The sequence below is a fragment of the Pseudarthrobacter sp. SSS035 genome (assembly GCF_023273875.1).
GTDB lineage: Bacteria > Actinomycetota > Actinomycetes > Actinomycetales > Micrococcaceae > Arthrobacter.
The window spans coordinates 4,173,214-4,189,185 of the sequence record NZ_CP096882.1 but is presented as its reverse complement, the minus strand read 5'-3'; the positions used below and the strand labels follow the sequence as shown (position 1 = coordinate 4,189,185).

Below are 15,972 nucleotides of genomic sequence, written 5' to 3'. Positions count from 1 at the left end.
TCAGACGCCTACCAGGGGAAGGAGTGTCTCGAGCATCTTTGGACCCACGCCGTCCACGGCGTCGAGCTCCTCGATCGATGTAAACGGGCCGTGTTCCTTGCGCCAGTCCACGATCCGCTGCGCCAGCACGGGCCCAACCTTCGGCAGGGCGTCCAGTTCTTCGACGCCTGCTGTGTTGAGGTTGACCTTTCCTCCTTGTGACGCGGTCCCACCGCCGCCAGTCTCCTCCCCCGGTCCCCCGGGTGGGCCGGACGAACCGGCGGGGTTTTCTTCGCCGGCCTGGGGAACGTAGAGCTTCTGACCGTCCGCCAGCACGGCAGCAAGGTTGAGGCGGTTCAGGTCTGCTGTGGGCGTGCCTCCGCCTGCCGCGGTGACTGCTTCGTGAACCCGGCTGCCAGCTGGCAGCTGAACAATCCCCGGCACAGCGATGGCCCCGGCCACATGGATAATGACCGTGCCGGCCGGTGGACTTTCCGCGGGCAGTACAGGTGGCCCGGCCCCGTGGGGCTCCTGGCTTTGGGTTTCTTCCCCCGCGCTCAAGCCGCCCTGGGCAGAGATGTCAATCAGTGGCATGACTTCGGGCTGACCGGCGGCAACCTGTGACCAGAACCAGGCGCCGCCCAGCACCGCGACTGCGGCGATGAGCAGGGCGACCCGCGGGCCCACCCGCCATCTCAGCGCCGGTCCTGTCCTGCCTGTAGCGGCAGCGGACTCATCAGCAGCCCCCGAAACGGCGTCGTCACCGGACAGGTGAGTACCGCCGTCGTACTCAAAGACTTTTTCACCGTCGGTCAGCAGAAGCCCCGCGCCGACTCCCAGCGTGGACCGCAGCCGGTCCCGGGCATGCCGGGCCCCCTGGCGTACTGCTCCAGCGTCCCGGCGTGACATGCTCCCAACGCTAGGGATACAACGCCGCCGGTGACAGGCCGGGCCTGCCCTATGTGGAAACCGCTATGCGGAAACTGCGGGGAGCTCCTGCTCATGGGCAGCCACCGCCCGTTTGGAAGATTCAGGAGGCCGGTGACGGGCTGGGCATGGAGCCGCTAGGATTCGCTTAGCTTAGATGCCCCTATGAGTCAGAAGGCAGGACCAATGCAGCTTGACGAGGTCATCGACCAGTTTCATCAAGCGGTAAATCAGTTTGCTAAAGGCAATCCGGAACCCGCCAAGGCCATTTTCTCCCACAGCCGAGATGTGTCCCTTGCTAATCCCTGGGGCCCTCCGGTGGTTGGCTGGGAGCGAGTATCAGAGGCCCTCGACTCAGCGGCGGGGCGATTCAAAAATGGACGCGTCACGGCTTTTGATGCCCTCACCAAGCACGTCACTACCGATCTCGCCTGCTTCCTGGACATAGAACACTGGCAGGCCAAGGTGGGAGGAGCCGACAAAATATCGGCATTTGAGCTACGGGTTACGAGCATCTATCGCCTCGAAGGCGACACCTGGGCACTCGTGCACCGGCATGCAGACCCGATCACCACACCGCAGCCCCCCGACGCCGTCTTACGAAAATGATGCCCGGGAACCACACGATCCGAACGCACCCTGGCAGGAAAGCATCCCACCAATCTCAGGCCCGGCAGCGCGTAGGTGGAAACCCTATGTGGAAACCACGGGGAGCTCCGGCTCCGAGTTCCGCGCAGGCGGGCCGCTCTCCCCCACGATCACCGCGAGCACACCAAGTCCCGCGTGGGCTGCCAGGACGGCGGGCAAAGAGCTGATCTGGGCCGGCGGACAGCTTGGCAGGTCCGCGGACAGCCTGGCTGCCAAAGCTTCTGCCTCAGCCGGATTCCCGAAGTGGTGGACGGCGAGGCGGGCCTGGCCGCGAGGGCGCGACGCGGCGTCCGCTGCGGCCAGCTCCTCGAGCCGGGCAACAGCTTTTGCAGCCGATCTGACCTTTTCCAGCGGCACGATCTTTCCGTCGTCGACGGCAAGGATAGGTTTGATGGCGAACATGGTCCCCAGCAGCGACGCGGCCGCGCCGATCCGCCCGCCCCGGCGGAGCTGTTCCAGGCTGGGCACGTAGAAATAGACCTTGGTTCGCGCGAACTGCTCCGCCGCCGCGGCGGCTACTGCTGTGGCATCACGCCCTTCGGCGGCTGCTGCCACCGCGGCCTGCACACCCATGCCCAGGGCCATGCCCACAGTGCCGGAGTCGAGGATTACCACGGGGATGGTCACGCGGCTGGCCGCCAGCCGGGCCGCATCCGCGGTCCCGGACAAGCCACCGGAAATGTGGATGGAGACCACGCTTTCGTAACCCAGGCGTTCGGCGGCCAGGAAGACCTGTTCAAACTGTCCGGGTGACGGACGGGACGTCTTGACCGACGTTCCACTGGCGAGTGCCAGTGCAATGGTTTCGGTGATCTCGTCTTCGCCCTCACCGTAGATTTCCGCGCCCACCATAACAGGCATCGGGATGACGGTCAGGCGTCCGTCACCTGCACGGGCATGCACCCAGTCGGCCGGCAGAGCTGAGGCAGAATCGGTCACCACCGCGCTACGGACGACGACGGCAGGCGCCGCAGGGGCTGCGGTCAGTGGCGTGCCCTGGCGCGCCGCGGGTCGGAGGGCAGCCAAACGCTCCCGGAGCCAGAGCCACGCAGCGGCGTCACGGTCGGGCAAGGGTGCCTCCTGGTTTAGGGCCGGCCGCCGGTTGGGCCCGGCGGCCGGTGCCCCGGACTAGGCCGGGACGATGTTGACCAGTTTAGGCGCTCGCACGATCACCGTGCGGATGCCGCGGCCGTCGAGCGCGCGCTGGACGTTTTCGCTGGCCAGCGCCAGTTCCCGCAGTTCGTCCTCGCCGATCCCCGGCGAGACTTCGAGGCGGTCACGGACCTTGCCCTGGACCTGGACTACCGCGGTGACAGTGTCCTGGACCAGCAGTTCTTCGTCGTGCACCGGCCAGCCGGCGTTCGCTACGGACGCCGGGTGACCCAGCACGTTCCACATGTCTTCCGCGGTGTAGGGCGCGAAGAGGCTCAGGATGACGGCAACGGCTTCCGCCGCTTCACGGACGGCGGGATCGGCCCCGCCGGCGCCGGCAGCCGCATCTATGGTCTTGCGAGTCGCGTTGACCAGCTCCATCAGCTTGGCCACCACCACGTTGAACTTGTTGGTGTCCAGCAGTGCGGCGGCGTCAGCGATGGTGCGGTGCGTGACGGAGCGCAGTGCACGGTCACCGGCGGTCACATCGGCGCCAGGCTCGCTGGTGACGTCCTGGGCCAGGCGCCAGGCGCGGGCCAGGAACTTTGCGGAGCCCGACGGCGATACGTCCGCCCAGTCGACGTCGTCCTCCGGCGGGGAGGCGAAGATCATGGTCAGGCGCACAGCGTCCACGCCGAACTTGTCCAGCTGCTCGCTGAGGTCAACGCCGTTGCCCAGCGACTTGCTCATGGCCTTACCCCCGTTGAGGACCTGGCCCTGGTTCAGGAGCGCACTGAACGGTTCGTCAGCTTCGATCATGCCGAGGTCGTGAATGACCTTGGTAAAGAAGCGGGCGTACAGCAGGTGCAGGATGGCGTGCTCGACGCCGCCCACATACTGGCCCACGGGCATCCACTCGTTGATCTTCGCCGGATCGAACGGGCCTTCGGTGTACTGCGGTGAGACGAACCGCAGGAAGTACCAGGACGAATCCACAAACGTGTCCATGGTGTCGGTATCGCGCTTGGCCGGCCCGTGGCAGTTGGGGCACTCAACGTTGACCCATGCCTCGGCGGCGGCCAGCGGTGAGGTGCCCTTCGGGGACAGGTCCTCGCCGCGCAGGTCCGCCGGCAGCCGGACGGGCAGCTGCTCGTCCGGGACGGGAACCTCGCCACAGGCAGGGCAGTGGATGATGGGGATGGGCGTGCCCCAGAAGCGCTGGCGGCTCAGCAGCCAGTCGCGCAGGCGGAAGTTGACGAACTTCTCTCCGGTGCCCTGCTTTTCCAGGATCCCGATAGCGGCCGGGATGGCCTCCGCCTTCGGCAGACCATCGAGGACGCCCGAGTTGATGAGTGTGCCTTCGCCCGCGGTGGCCTTGCCGGAAACGGTGGGGTCCTCTTCACCGGTATCCAGCACGGCGCGGACTGGCAGGTCGAACGTCTTGGCGAAGTCGAGGTCGCGCTGATCGTGCGCCGGGACGGCCATGATGGCCCCGGTGCCGTAGTCCGCCAGGACGTAGTCAGCGGCCCAGACCGGCAGTTTTTCGCCGTTCAGCGGGTTGACGGCGTAGCGGCCGGTGAAGACACCGGTCTTTTCGCGTTCGGTGGACTGTCGTTCGATTTCGGTCAGCGCCTTGACCTGTTCGCGGTAGGCGTCCAGGGCCGCGGCGTGCTCTTCGGTGACGACTTCGACGGCGATCGGCGCGTCGGCGGCCACAACAAAGAACGTGGCACCGTACAGGGTGTCCGGGCGGGTGGTGAAGACGGTGACGTCCTTGGCGGGCTTGCCGCCGTCGGCTTCGATCACAAAGTTGACGTGGGCACCTTCGGAGCGGCCGATCCAGTTCTTCTGCATCGCCAGCACGCGCTCGGGCCAGTGGCCGCGCAGCTCGTCCATGTCATCGAGCAGGCGGTCAGCGTACTCGGTGATCTTGAAGTACCACTGGTTCAGGGACTTCTTGGTAACGGGCGTTCCGCAGCGTTCGCAGGCACCGTTGACCACCTGTTCGTTGGCCAGGACGGTCTGGTCCTTGGGGCACCAGTTGACCGGGGAATCCTTGCGGTACGCGAGGCCCTTCTCGTAGAAGCGCTTGAACAGCCACTGGGTCCAGCGGTAGTACTCGGGGTCCGAGGTGTGGACGCGCCGGGACCAGTCCGCGGAGATCGCGTAACGCTTGAACGACGCCGCCTGGGTGTCGATGTTGGCGTAGGTCCACTCGCTCGGGTGGGCATTGCGCTTGATGGCGGCGTTTTCCGCCGGCAGGCCGAAGGAGTCCCAGCCGATCGGGTGCAGGACGTCGAAGCCCTTTTGCCGCAGGTACCGGGCCACAACATCGCCCATGGCAAAAGCCTCGGCGTGGCCCATGTGCAGGTCACCCGAGGGGTACGGGAACATGTCCAGCACGTAGCGGCGTTCGCGGGAACCATCATCCACAGGTGTGAAAACCTTAAGGTCTTCCCACACCTGCGGCCACTTGGCCTCCATCGCCGCGAAGCTGTAGGCACCCTCTTCGGGTGTTTCCGCCGCCACTGCTGCTGTTCCGGTCTCTGTCTCCGGCTGAACGCTCACTGCTGCCCTCTTCTGTTCTGTTGTGGCATCGGTGCTGCCACAACGGTCTGATCCCCTCTGCTGCCGGCCCGGAAACATGCCCGGACACACAAAAGCCCCTCTCCATGGAGGGGCAGCCGCACGGCAATCCGGTTGTTTCCGGACACCGGGCGGCTAGCTAAGCAGAAGGATCGCACGCATAGGACTACTTTAGCCTACCCACTGCAGGTGGGCAGGCCCAGGCTAAGGGAACGCGCCAGTCCGGGCCGGGCCATGGGCAAGTGCGGGTGGTCGAGTGCCCCGAGGATTTCTCCAGTTCCAGACCGGCGAGATCCTCGTGGTCAGTGCCGGCACCGTCGAAGTGGACAGTGCCGACGGGCCCATTAGGTAGCCCCGGTCTCTTCGCCAAAGAGAACCCTGTACCAGGGTGGCTCAAGGGGGGTAGATTCCACCCTTGCCAAAGCGGCGCAATCGGGCCACAGTATTGTCAAGTCTGTGGGGAAACTAGACGGTCTCAGGTCGAGGAGCCTGACATGTATTCTTGGCGTCAATGTCCAGCACAACGATGTGATGGGCTGAAAATTCCGTCCATCACCCCTGCGAAGAACTAGCGAGGGACTGACCATGTTTGGCTGGGTTACCCGGTTCAGCATGCAGTTCCGAATCTTGGTCCTCGCCCTCGCTGCGGGCCTTATAACTTTTGGCGTCGTGAACGTTCCACATATGGCCGTGGACACCATGCCTGAGTTCGCCCCCGCACAGGTAGAGATCCAAACTGAGGCCCTAGGGCTCTCCGCTGTTGAAGTTGAACAGCTCATCACCGCACCGATGGAGGCAGACCTCCTCAACGGGGTCGCCTGGCTGGACGAGATCCGCTCGAAATCCGTCCCGGGGCTGTCGTCCATCGAACTGGTCTTCGAGCCCGGCACGGACCTCCTGCGCGCACGCCAGTTGGTCGCGGAAAGAATGACGCAGGCGCACGCGCTGCCAAACGTCTCATCGCCGCCGCTGATCATGCAGCCCATGTCATCCACCAGCCGCGTTCTGATGGTCAGGATGAACTCCAAGGAGCTCTCCGGCATTGAGATGTCGGTCCTGGCCAGATGGAAAATCAAGCCGCGGCTGATCGGTATCCCGGGCGTGGCGAACGTGTCCATCTGGGGCCAGCGCGAACAGCAGCTGCAGGTTGAGGTCACTCCGACGCAGCTCCGCGACAAAGGCATTACCCTTGAGCAGCTAATTAAGACCACGGGCAACGCCGTCTGGGTTTCGCCGTTGAGCTTCCTCGAGGCTTCGACGCCCGGGACCGGCGGTTTCGTGGAGTCGCCCAACCAGCGCCTTGGCATCCAGCACGTCCTTCCCATCCGCACGCCGGCCGACCTGGCCAAGGTCAGCGTGGAGGACACGGACCCGCAGTTGCTCCTGGGCGACATTGCCCAGGTCAAGGAAGACCACCAGCCGCTGATCGGTGACGCCGTTGGGGCGGACGCCGGCCTGATGCTGGTGATCGAGAAGTTCCCCGGCATCAGCGCCCTGGAGGTCACCCGTAGTGTTGAGGCGGCCCTTAAGGACATGGAGCCGGGCCTCACGGGCGTCCAGATCGATACTTCTGTCTTCAGGCCTGCGACCGGTGTTCAGGACTCCGTCAACAGCCTCGGCCTGGCGCTCCTGATCAGCCTGCTGATTGCGGTAGCCCTGTTTTGGCTGCTGTTCCGGTCCTGGCGGGTCGCCGTGATCGCACTCGTGGCCATCTCCACTACCGTCACGACAGCGGCGGTGGTGCTGTTCGCCCAAAACGCAACACTTAACATCACCGTCCTGATGGGAATTCTGCTCGGCACGTCCGTGATCGTGGGCGACATCGTGGAAGACGTCCAGGCCCACCGACGACAGCGCGCCGTCAGCGAGGCGACGGACGCCGAGGCTACCCCGAGGTCGCGCAGCAGCTACATCGTCCGCGGGGTCCGCACACCGCTGTTCCACGCATCGCTGATGATGGTGGTTGTCCTCGTTCCGACCCTCTTCGTGACCGGAGTAGGCGGCTCGTTTCTTTCGCCGCTTTTCTGGTCGTTGGCGCTGACGCTGACAGCCGCCCTGATCGTAGGCTTGTCCGTCACACCGGTACTGGCGTATTTCCTCCTTCCGTCCAAACCCGCGACCGACCGGGAACTTCCCGCCGTCGGACGGGGGAAGGCGTACTACGACCGCGCACTGGGCGGGGTCAACTCCCGGAAGCCACTGGCGATTGTGGCCATCGTGGTCGTGGGGATCCTTGGCGTCGCCGCCGGCTCGCAACTGGCAGGAAACCGGCCGCTCGTTCCCACCATGCCCGACCGGACCCTGTTGGTGCAGTGGGACACCATGGCCGGGACGTCCAATGACGAAGTCCGGCGGATCGCTGCCCTGGCCTCCGATGAACTCAGGGCCCTCCCGGGGGTTTCGGGCGTCGGCGGTCACGTGGGACGCGCCATCTCGGCGGATCAGGTGGTTGGCAACAGCTCTGCTGAGCTGTGGGTGTCGATCGCACGGGACGCGAACTTCAGCGAAACGGAGCGGGCGGTGCGGGACGTGGTCCAGGGCTACCCGGGCATCGCGCACAACGTGCTGAACTACTCGCAACAGACCGTCGGCGACATGCGCTCCAGCCTGGAGCCGGGATTCGCGGTCCGCGTCTACGGAACGGAAATGCCGGTGCTCCGTGAAAAGGCAGAAGAGGTCCGCCAGGCCCTCCAGAAGATTGACGGTGTGAACAACCCGACGATCGACGCTGCTGCCATGACCGCGATCGTAGAGGTCCAGGTCAATCTCGAGGCTGCCCAAAAGTTCGGCATCAAGCCCGGTGACGCGAGGCGCGCCGCTGCGACGCTGATGCAGGGCATCGTCGTCGGGAACCTCTTTGAGGAGCAGAAGGTGTTCGAAGTGGTTGTCCGCGGCGCGGTTGGCGTCCGGGATGACCTGACCAGCATCCGTGAGCTGCTCCTTGACGCTCCTAATGGCGGCCACGTCCAACTGGGCCAGGTCGCCGACGTTCGCATGGTCCCCAGCGAAGTTGTTATCCAGCACGATGCCACCTCGCGGCGGATCGACGTCGTGGCTGACGTCAGCGGACGCCCGCTGGCAGATATCCAGCGGGACATCGAAGCGGCTGTCAAGCAGATCCAGTTCCCGCTCGAACACCACGCCGAGATCCCCACGAAATACAGCCAGATGCAGGCCGCAGACACCCTGGTTCATGGACTCGGAATCGCGGCCATCCTGGCTGTGCTGCTTCTGCTTCAGACTGCAGTGCGGAGCTGGAAGCTTGCCCTCGCCGTCTTCCTGGCACTGCCGGCGGCGCTGGCGGGAGCAGCGGTCGCCGCATGGATCGGGGCGGAGTCCCTGTCCTGGCTGTCGCTGACGGCGTTTGCGGCCGTGGTGGCCATCGCTGCACGTAATGCGGCGCTCCTGTCCGCGCGTGTTGACGAACTCTGGCGGGAGTCCGGACAGATGTCACGCACTGACCTGGTCATGACGGCGGCCCGGGAACGGATATCGCCGATCCTGAAATCCGCCCTCATTACGTTCCTCGTGCTGATACCGCCCGCCTTCCTCGGCGGCGCGGTAGGCCAGACCCTGATCGTGCCCATGCTGCTGATCATAGCCGGCGGGCTCGTGACCACAACGCTCGTGGGGCTCTTTGTGCTCCCGCTGCTCACACTCTGGTTCGGTCCCCGCACCGAGCCGGAAGAGTGGTCAGAGGTCTACGAATCGGAAGTTCCAGTCACCCCTGTTATGCCGGAAAAGGTGGAAGTATCATGACCAGCAAAAGGACCCTGCGGCGCCTGCCAGTGGCGGCCGCTGCCTGCGCAGCACTGCTGTTTTCACTGCCCGCCTGTGCTCAACCCTCAGCCATGGCAGAAACCGCATCTGAAGCGGCTGCCAAGGTGGAAAAGAATGCCACCACCGGCATAGCACGCATCACGCTGAGCCAGCGGGCCATTGAACGGCTGGAGCTGCTCACTGATACGGTCAAGCCGGGTCCGGGGGGCGCAGGCGTCCTGTTCCCCTACGCAGCGCTGCTGTACGACGCGCAGGGGAAGACCTGGGTCTACATCAACGCCGAGCCACGGGTGTACGAGCGCCAGTCCGTCACGGTGACCAAAATCGAAGCGGGCGCGGTCACAGCCAGTGTCGGCCCAGCTGCTGGAACGCCTGTGGTGACAGTAGCCGCGGCTGAGTTGTTCGGCGCAGAGTTCGTTACGGGCAAATGACATGCGCCGGATAGTCGCGGCAAGCCTAAGGTTCAGATCGATCATCATTGCGATGGCGGCGGCGCTGATGATGGTGGGCGGCGCCCAGCTCAGCAGTGCCTCGGTGGACGTGTTCCCTGAATTCGCGCCGCCGAAAGTGGAGGTCCAGACAGCCTGCCTGGGACTTACCGCCGCTGAGGTGGAAGAACTTGTTTCGGTTCCCATGGAAGAAGCCTTCAACGGCATCGACGGCCTCCACCACATGCGGTCCAAGTCGGTACCGCAGCTGTCCTCGATTGTGATGGAATTCGAGAACGGCACGGATCTGCTCACCGCCCGACAGCTGGTGTCCGAGCGGATGGCGACGGTCATTCCGACGCTGCCCACCTGGGCGGCGCCGCCGGTCATGCTGCAGCCCCTGTCCTCCACCAGCCGGGTCATGAAGATCGGGCTGTCCTCGGACACCCGGTCCCTGATCGAGATGTCAATGATCTCCTACTGGAACATCAGGGCCCATCTGCTCCGCGTTCCCGGCGTGGCAAACGTGGCAATCTGGGGCGAACGTCTCCAGATGCTTCAGGTCCAGGCTGACCCGGCCAAGCTGGCCGCAAACAAGGTCAGCCTGGAAACCGTCATGAGCACCACCGCCAATGCCCTCGACGCCGGCCTGCTCCAGTATTCCTCCGGTGCCGTGATCGGCACCGGAGGTTCCCTGAACACACCCAGCCAGACAATTGGGATCAGGCACGTCCAGCCCATCACCACACCTGCGGACCTCGCGAAGGTGGCACTGGAGGATCGTGAGGGACAGCCCCCGCTCCAGCTGGGCGACGTGGCCAATGTGGTGGAGGACCACCAGCAGCTGATCGGTGACGCCGTCATTAACGGCGGACCGGGTCTGATGCTGATCGTGGAAAAACTGCCTTGGGGCAACACCCTCGAAGTGACAAAGGGGGTGGAAGAGGCCATGAAACAACTCGAGCCCGGCCTGACCGGAATCGCTGTGGACACGGCCATCTTCCGACCGGCAACCTTCATTGAGGAATCCCTCGACAACCTGGGCGTAGCCCTGCTGCTCGGATGTCTGCTGGTCATCCTGGTGTTGAGTGTCTTCCTCTTCCAGTGGCGGACGGCATTGGTCAGCGTTCTGGCCATCCCGTTGTCGCTGGTGGCGGCGGCCCTCGTGTTGTATTGGACCGGCGGCACGATCAATACCATGGTGCTTGCGGGGTTGGTGATTGCCGTCGGAGTGGTGGTGGACGATGCCATCATCGACGTCGAGAATATTGTCAGACGGCTCCGGCACCACCGGGCCAGTGGCGCCACCGGAAGCACCGCCAGGGTAGTGGTCAACGCATCGCTTGAGGTCCGCGGTCCTATTGTGTACGCCACGCTGATTATCGTCGCCGCCACGGTTCCGATCTTCTTCCTGGACGGGCTGACCGGGGCGTTCTTCCGTCCGCTGGCCACGTCCTACACCCTCGCGGTGGTCGCATCCATGCTCGTGGCGCTGACGGTCACGCCGGCAATGGCGTACATCGTCCTGCGAAATGCCAAGCTGGAGGACCGGGATCCGCCCGTGGTCAGGGTCCTGAAGCGTTGGTATGCCAACGCGCTCCGGCCCATTGTCCGCCGTCCTGTCCCCGGCTACCTGACCCTGGCAGCCGTGGGCGTCATCGGCATCGTAGCGGCGCCGCTGCTGGGCCAATCGTTGCTCCCGTCCTTCAAGGAGCGTGATTTCCTGATGCACTGGCTCACGCAGCCCGGCACGTCCAACGCCGAGGAAGTCCGCGTCAGCCAGCTGGCCTGCAAGGAACTCATGACCATCCCCGGAGTGAACAACTGCGGGTCCCACACCGGACAGGCATTCAACGCCGATGAGGTGGTGGGCGTCTACTTCGGTGAGAACTGGATCAGCGTCGACCCCGGGGTCGACTATGACCAAACCCTGGCAGCAGTGGCGGCGGTCGTGGACGGGTATCCCGGAATCCAACGGGACGTGCAGACGTATCTCAAGGAACGCATTCGCGAGGTACTCACCGGAACCGGTTACGCCGTCGTCGTCCGTGTGTACGGGGACGACCTTGCGACGCTGCGCCAGGAGGCTGACAAGATCAAAACCATTCTGGGCGGCATTGACGGAGCCATCGGCGCGAAGGTTGCCCTCCAGGCCAACATTCCGCAGATCGATGTGGAAGTGAACATGGACGCGGCGAACCGCTACGGGCTGAAGCCGGGCGATGTGCGGCGTGCCGCGGCGACCTTCGTTGCCGGTGAAGAGGTAGGCGACATTTACCGGGACGGGAAGGCCTACGACGTCCAGGTGTGGAGCCCGCCGGAGGCCCGGACGAGTGTCACGAACATTGAGAACCTTCCCCTCGATACGCCGAGCGGAGTCAAGATCCGGATGGCTGATGTCGCCACGATTTCGGTCAAGCCCACGCCCAACGTCATTGAGCGTTCGGAGGGATCCAGGCGCATCGATGTCAGTGCCAACGTTAAGGAAGGTGATCTGGCGAAGGTCGTGGAGAAGCTCAAGACCGATATGGAATCTGTTCAGTTCCCGGTCGGCTACAGCGCGGTTGTCCTCGGCGAATACGCCGAACGGCAGGCCGCAGCCCAACGGCTGCTGCTCTACTCCATTGGCGCGGTCATCGTCGTCTTCCTTCTCCTGCAGGCTGCCTTCAAGAGTTGGCGGCTGGCCACCCTGGCCATCCTGACCCTGCCGGTGGCGCTCGTGGGCGGGGTTATCGCCGCCCACCTCAGCGGCGGAATCCTGTCCCTCGGTTCGCTGGTGGGCTTCCTGACGCTCATGGGGATCGCGGCACGAAATGGCATCCTGCTCATCAACCACTGCCAGCACCTGGAGCAGTTTGAGGGGATGCCCTTCGGACCTGCGCTGGTGCTTCGGGGGGCTGCAGAGCGCTTGTCGCCGATCCTCATGACCACGCTGGCCACGGCTTTGGCTCTGGTACCGCTGGTGGTGATGGGGAACATCCCCGGCCACGAGATCGAGCATCCCATGGCAGTGGTGATCCTGGGCGGCCTCGTCACATCGACGCTGGTCAACCTGTTCATCGTCCCATCGCTGTACCTGCGATTCGCCAAAGGTGGCCGCGCCCACCGGCATCGGGCACATGAGCTCGAACCCGCGCCTTCGGTTTAGCTGGATCCGCCACGAGTAAGAAAGGAAGGCGAAATGGCTCTCCGGGCACGCCGGTTCACAGCATACGGGTCCGCATTACTGCTGGCCTTCGGATCGCTGACAGTGATGTCGGCAGGGACGGCGGCTGCCGCACCGCCGTCCCCGGAACTCTGCGGGCCCGGGTCCGCGATCAACTTTGACCGTTCGGATTTCCAGGCTTCCCCGCGGATCGATAACAAGTGGTTCCCGCTCAAGCCCGGCATGCAGTACACGACGACGGGGACCGTGACCTCCGCCGAAGGGACCAGCACACGCACCGTCGTGCATACAGTCACCGGGCTGACCAAGGTAATTGACGGCGTCAAGACCCGTGTCCTGTGGGACCGCGATTACTCGGACGGCGAACTGGTGGAATCCGAACTGGCCTTCTTTGCGCAGACTGGAAAGGGAACGGTCTGGCTATTCGGCGAATATCCGGAGGAATACGAAAACGGCGAGTTCGTTGGTGCGCCCAGCACTTTCATCAGCGGGCTTGCCAGGGCCCATGCCGGCATCGCCATGCAGGCCAGGCCCCGGACCGGCACGCCGGACTATGTCCAGGCCCATGCACCCAAGGTTGACTTCCTTGACTGCGGGACAGTGTTCAAGAAAAACCAGCACGTCTGCGTCCCGACTGGCTGCTACGACGATGTACTGGTGATCGATGAATACAACCCGCTGGAACCACCTGAGGCAGGCCACCAGCGGAAGTTCTACTCAGCCGGAACAGGGCTGGTGAAAGTCACCGCCGTCGGCGGTCCCGACCAGGAATTCATGGACCTGGTGAAAGTGAAGAAGCTGGGCGCCGCGCAGTTCGCGGCCGTCAACACCCAAGCGTTGGAACTGGATGGGCGGGCATACTCGGTCAGCAGAAGTGTCTATGCGAAGACACCGCCGGCTGAACTCGACGGACCCTGACCCGCACAAGACCAGGGAGGGCGGCACTCCTCGGGCCACCCTCCCTGCTCGTTGCTGTCCGGAGACCGGTTCGGAGTGCTAGCGCACGTCCTCGTCGACCCAATCCATGGACTTCGTCACGGCCTTCCTCCACAGGCGCAGCTGCCGGTCCTGCTCGGCCTGGTCCAGTTTCGGTTCCCACCTCTTGTCCTCGGACCAGTTGGACGAGAGTTCGCCGAGGTCCTTCCAGAAGCCGACGGCGAGGCCGGCTGCGTAGGCGGCGCCCAGTGCGGTGGTTTCCACTACCTTCGGCCGGATCACCGGAACGCCCAGGATGTCCGCCTGGAACTGCATCAGCGCGTCGTTGGCAACCATGCCGCCGTCGACCTTCAGTTCAGTGAGCGGAACGCCGGAATCCGCGTTGACCGCGTCCAGCACCTCGCGGGTCTGGAAGGCTGTGGCCTCCAGCGCCGCCCGGGCGATGTGGTTCTTGTTGACGAACCGGGTCAGGCCCACGATGGCGCCGCGGGCATCCGAACGCCAGTACGGGGCGAAGAGCCCCGAGAAGGCCGGAACAATATAGACGCCGCCGTTGTCCTCAACGGCCGCCGCCAGCGTTTCCACCTCCGGCGCGCTGCTGATCATGCCCAAATTGTCCCGGAGCCACTGAATCAGGGAACCGGTGACCGCAATGGAGCCTTCCAGCGCATAGTGCGTTGGGGCATCGCCGAGCTTGTACCCGACCGTGGTGAGCAGGCCGTTCTTCGAGTGAACAATCTCCTCGCCGGTATTGAAGATCAGGAAGCAGCCGGTGCCGTACGTGTTTTTGGCTTCACCGGCCTCGAACGCCGCCTGCCCGAACGTGGCGGCCTGCTGGTCACCCAGGATGCCTGACACGGGAACTTCGCGCAGCAGCTGGGAGGTGTGCACGGTGCCGTAGACCTCGGAGGAGGACTTGATGGCCGGCATCATGCTCAGTGGCACGCCGAAGATGCCCAGGATTTCCTCGTCCCAGGTCAGCGTGTCGAGGTCCATGAAAAGCGTTCGGGAGGCGTTGGTGACGTCGGTGACGTGCACACCGCCGTCCACGCCGCCGGTCAGGTTCCAGAGGACCCAGGCGTCGGTGTTGCCGAAGATCAGGTCACCGGCTTCCGCTTTGGCCCGCGCGCCGTCAACGTTGTCCAGGATCCACTTGATCTTTGTCCCTGAGAAATACGTTGCCAGCGGCAGCCCCACCTTCTGCTTGAACCGCTCCGGGCCGCCGTCCTTGGACAGCTCATCCACGATGTCCTGGGTCCGTGTGTCCTGCCAGACAATCGCGTTATAGACGGCCTCGCCGGTGGTCTTGTCCCAGACGACGGCGGTTTCGCGCTGATTGGTGATTCCGACGGCGGCGATATCGTGCCGGGTCAGGTTCGCCTTGGAGAGGGCGGAAGCAATCACCTCGCGGGTGTTGTTCCAGATCTCGGCAGGGTTGTGCTCTACCCAGCCCGCCTGCGGGAAGATCTGCTCGTGCTCCATCTGGCCCGAGGAAACGATGTTGCCGCTGTGGTCAAAGATGATGGCGCGGGAGCTGGTGGTGCCCTGGTCAATGGCGATGACGTATTGGTTCATGGTGACGTCCTTGTCTGTATTTTTGTGTGAGTTTGAAATGGTGACTAGCCGGCGATGGCAGGCATGATCGCGGGAACCCAGAAGGCCACCAGGCCGGCAAGGCTACCGCCGACCAACGGCCCTACGACGGGGATCCAGGAGTAGGCCCAGTCACTGGAACCCTTGCCCTTGATGGGCAGGATTGCGTGGGCGATGCGGGGCCCGAGGTCGCGGGCCGGATTAATGGCATAACCCGTGGGTCCACCCAGGGATACGCCGATGCCCACCACGAGCAGTGCCACCGCCAGCGGCCCAAGGCCCGAGGGCGTCCCGCCGAACGTCAGGATGACGAATACCAGGACAAACGTGCCGATGATCTCCGTGAGCAGGTTCCAGGGCGTGGAGCGGATGGCCGGACCGGTGGAAAACGTCGCCAGCTTGTTGGCTTCCACGGGTTCGGCATCGAAGTGCTGCTTGTATGCGACCCAGCAAAGGACAGCACCCAGGAAAGCGCCGAGCAGTTCACCGCCAAAGTAGGTGAAAGTTGAGGCCACATCTACCGGGACGCCGGGGGCATACTCCTTGCTCTGCTTGGCGAGTAGGCCCAGCGTGACAGCGGGATTGAGGTGGGCGCCGGATTTGGCGGCAACAAAAACACCCGCGAAGACGGCGATCCCCCACCCCCAGGTCACCATCAGGAACCCGCCGCTGTTGCCCTTTGTGCCCTTCAGGGCAACGTTGGCCACGACGCCGCAACCCAGCAGGGTGAGCATCGCCGTTCCGAAGACTTCGGAAAGAAAAACAATTCCAAGAGACATCATTGACTCCTCTATTTTCTATTGTGCGGTCCTTCGCGGGTTGAAGGACCGTTGAACC

Annotated in this window: 10 protein-coding genes; 5 read left to right on the top strand and 5 right to left on the bottom strand. The window is 64.2% G+C overall.

What is annotated here, in order from left to right; translation table 11 throughout:
• Entirely contained in the window at window positions 1–888 is an 888-nt protein-coding gene (locus MUN23_RS19420; RefSeq protein ID WP_248760501.1) for a ComEA family DNA-binding protein, read from the bottom strand.
• A gap of 204 nt (window positions 889–1,092) precedes the next feature.
• Between MUN23_RS19420 and MUN23_RS19415 the strand changes: the two genes are divergently transcribed.
• Entirely contained in the window at window positions 1,093–1,515 is a 423-nt protein-coding gene (locus MUN23_RS19415) for a nuclear transport factor 2 family protein (RefSeq protein WP_248760500.1), read from the top strand.
• 84 nt (window positions 1,516–1,599) lie between these two features.
• On the opposite strand, the gene MUN23_RS19410 is transcribed toward MUN23_RS19415, so the two are convergent.
• Window positions 1,600–2,625, bottom strand: a complete 1,026-nt coding sequence (locus MUN23_RS19410; protein WP_248760498.1) for a DegV family protein — start codon at window positions 2,623–2,625, stop codon at window positions 1,600–1,602.
• A gap of 57 nt (window positions 2,626–2,682) precedes the next feature.
• Window positions 2,683–5,214, bottom strand: coding sequence for a leucine--tRNA ligase (gene leuS / locus MUN23_RS19405; RefSeq protein ID WP_248760497.1), 2,532 nt, complete (start codon window positions 5,212–5,214; stop codon window positions 2,683–2,685).
• A 603-nt stretch (window positions 5,215–5,817) separates the two neighbouring features.
• Between leuS and MUN23_RS19400 the strand changes: the two genes are divergently transcribed.
• Genes MUN23_RS19400 through MUN23_RS19385 form a run of 4 tightly spaced genes read left to right on the top strand, consistent with a single transcriptional unit; the run spans window position 5,818 to window position 13,524 of the window.
• Entirely contained in the window at window positions 5,818–8,991 is a 3,174-nt protein-coding gene (locus MUN23_RS19400) for an efflux RND transporter permease subunit (RefSeq protein WP_248760495.1), read from the top strand.
• Window positions 8,988–9,443, top strand: coding sequence for a hypothetical protein (locus MUN23_RS19395; protein ID WP_248760494.1), 456 nt, complete (start codon window positions 8,988–8,990; stop codon window positions 9,441–9,443). The genes MUN23_RS19400 and MUN23_RS19395 overlap by 4 nt, the downstream gene beginning before the upstream one ends.
• Before the next feature lies 1 nt (window position 9,444).
• Window positions 9,445–12,588, top strand: a complete 3,144-nt coding sequence (locus MUN23_RS19390) for an efflux RND transporter permease subunit (RefSeq protein WP_256468653.1) — start codon at window positions 9,445–9,447, stop codon at window positions 12,586–12,588.
• A 33-nt stretch (window positions 12,589–12,621) separates the two neighbouring features.
• The gene (locus MUN23_RS19385; RefSeq protein WP_248760490.1) at window positions 12,622–13,524 is read left to right on the top strand and encodes a hypothetical protein; all 903 of its coding nucleotides are present in this window, start codon (window positions 12,622–12,624) and stop codon (window positions 13,522–13,524) included.
• A gap of 78 nt (window positions 13,525–13,602) precedes the next feature.
• Here MUN23_RS19385 and glpK read toward each other — a convergent pair whose 3' ends face one another.
• Entirely contained in the window at window positions 13,603–15,117 is a 1,515-nt protein-coding gene (gene glpK, locus MUN23_RS19380) for a glycerol kinase GlpK (RefSeq protein WP_248760488.1), read from the bottom strand.
• A gap of 44 nt (window positions 15,118–15,161) precedes the next feature.
• Window positions 15,162–15,914, bottom strand: a complete 753-nt coding sequence (locus MUN23_RS19375; protein WP_248764147.1) for an MIP/aquaporin family protein — start codon at window positions 15,912–15,914, stop codon at window positions 15,162–15,164.
• Window positions 15,915–15,972 lie beyond the last annotated feature (58 nt).

Coding starts and splice junctions, on each gene's coding strand:
- MUN23_RS19420 (WP_248760501.1), bottom strand. CDS start 888: ATGTCACGCCGGGACGCTGGAGCAGTACGCCAGGGGGCCCGGCATGCC.
- MUN23_RS19415 (WP_248760500.1), top strand. CDS start 1,093: ATGCAGCTTGACGAGGTCATCGACCAGTTTCATCAAGCGGTAAATCAG.
- MUN23_RS19400 (WP_248760495.1), top strand. CDS start 5,818: ATGTTTGGCTGGGTTACCCGGTTCAGCATGCAGTTCCGAATCTTGGTC.
- MUN23_RS19395 (WP_248760494.1), top strand. CDS start 8,988: ATGACCAGCAAAAGGACCCTGCGGCGCCTGCCAGTGGCGGCCGCTGCC.
- MUN23_RS19390 (WP_256468653.1), top strand. CDS start 9,445: ATGCGCCGGATAGTCGCGGCAAGCCTAAGGTTCAGATCGATCATCATT.
- MUN23_RS19385 (WP_248760490.1), top strand. CDS start 12,622: ATGGCTCTCCGGGCACGCCGGTTCACAGCATACGGGTCCGCATTACTG.
- glpK (WP_248760488.1), bottom strand. CDS start 15,117: ATGAACCAATACGTCATCGCCATTGACCAGGGCACCACCAGCTCCCGC.
- MUN23_RS19375 (WP_248764147.1), bottom strand. CDS start 15,914: ATGTCTCTTGGAATTGTTTTTCTTTCCGAAGTCTTCGGAACGGCGATG.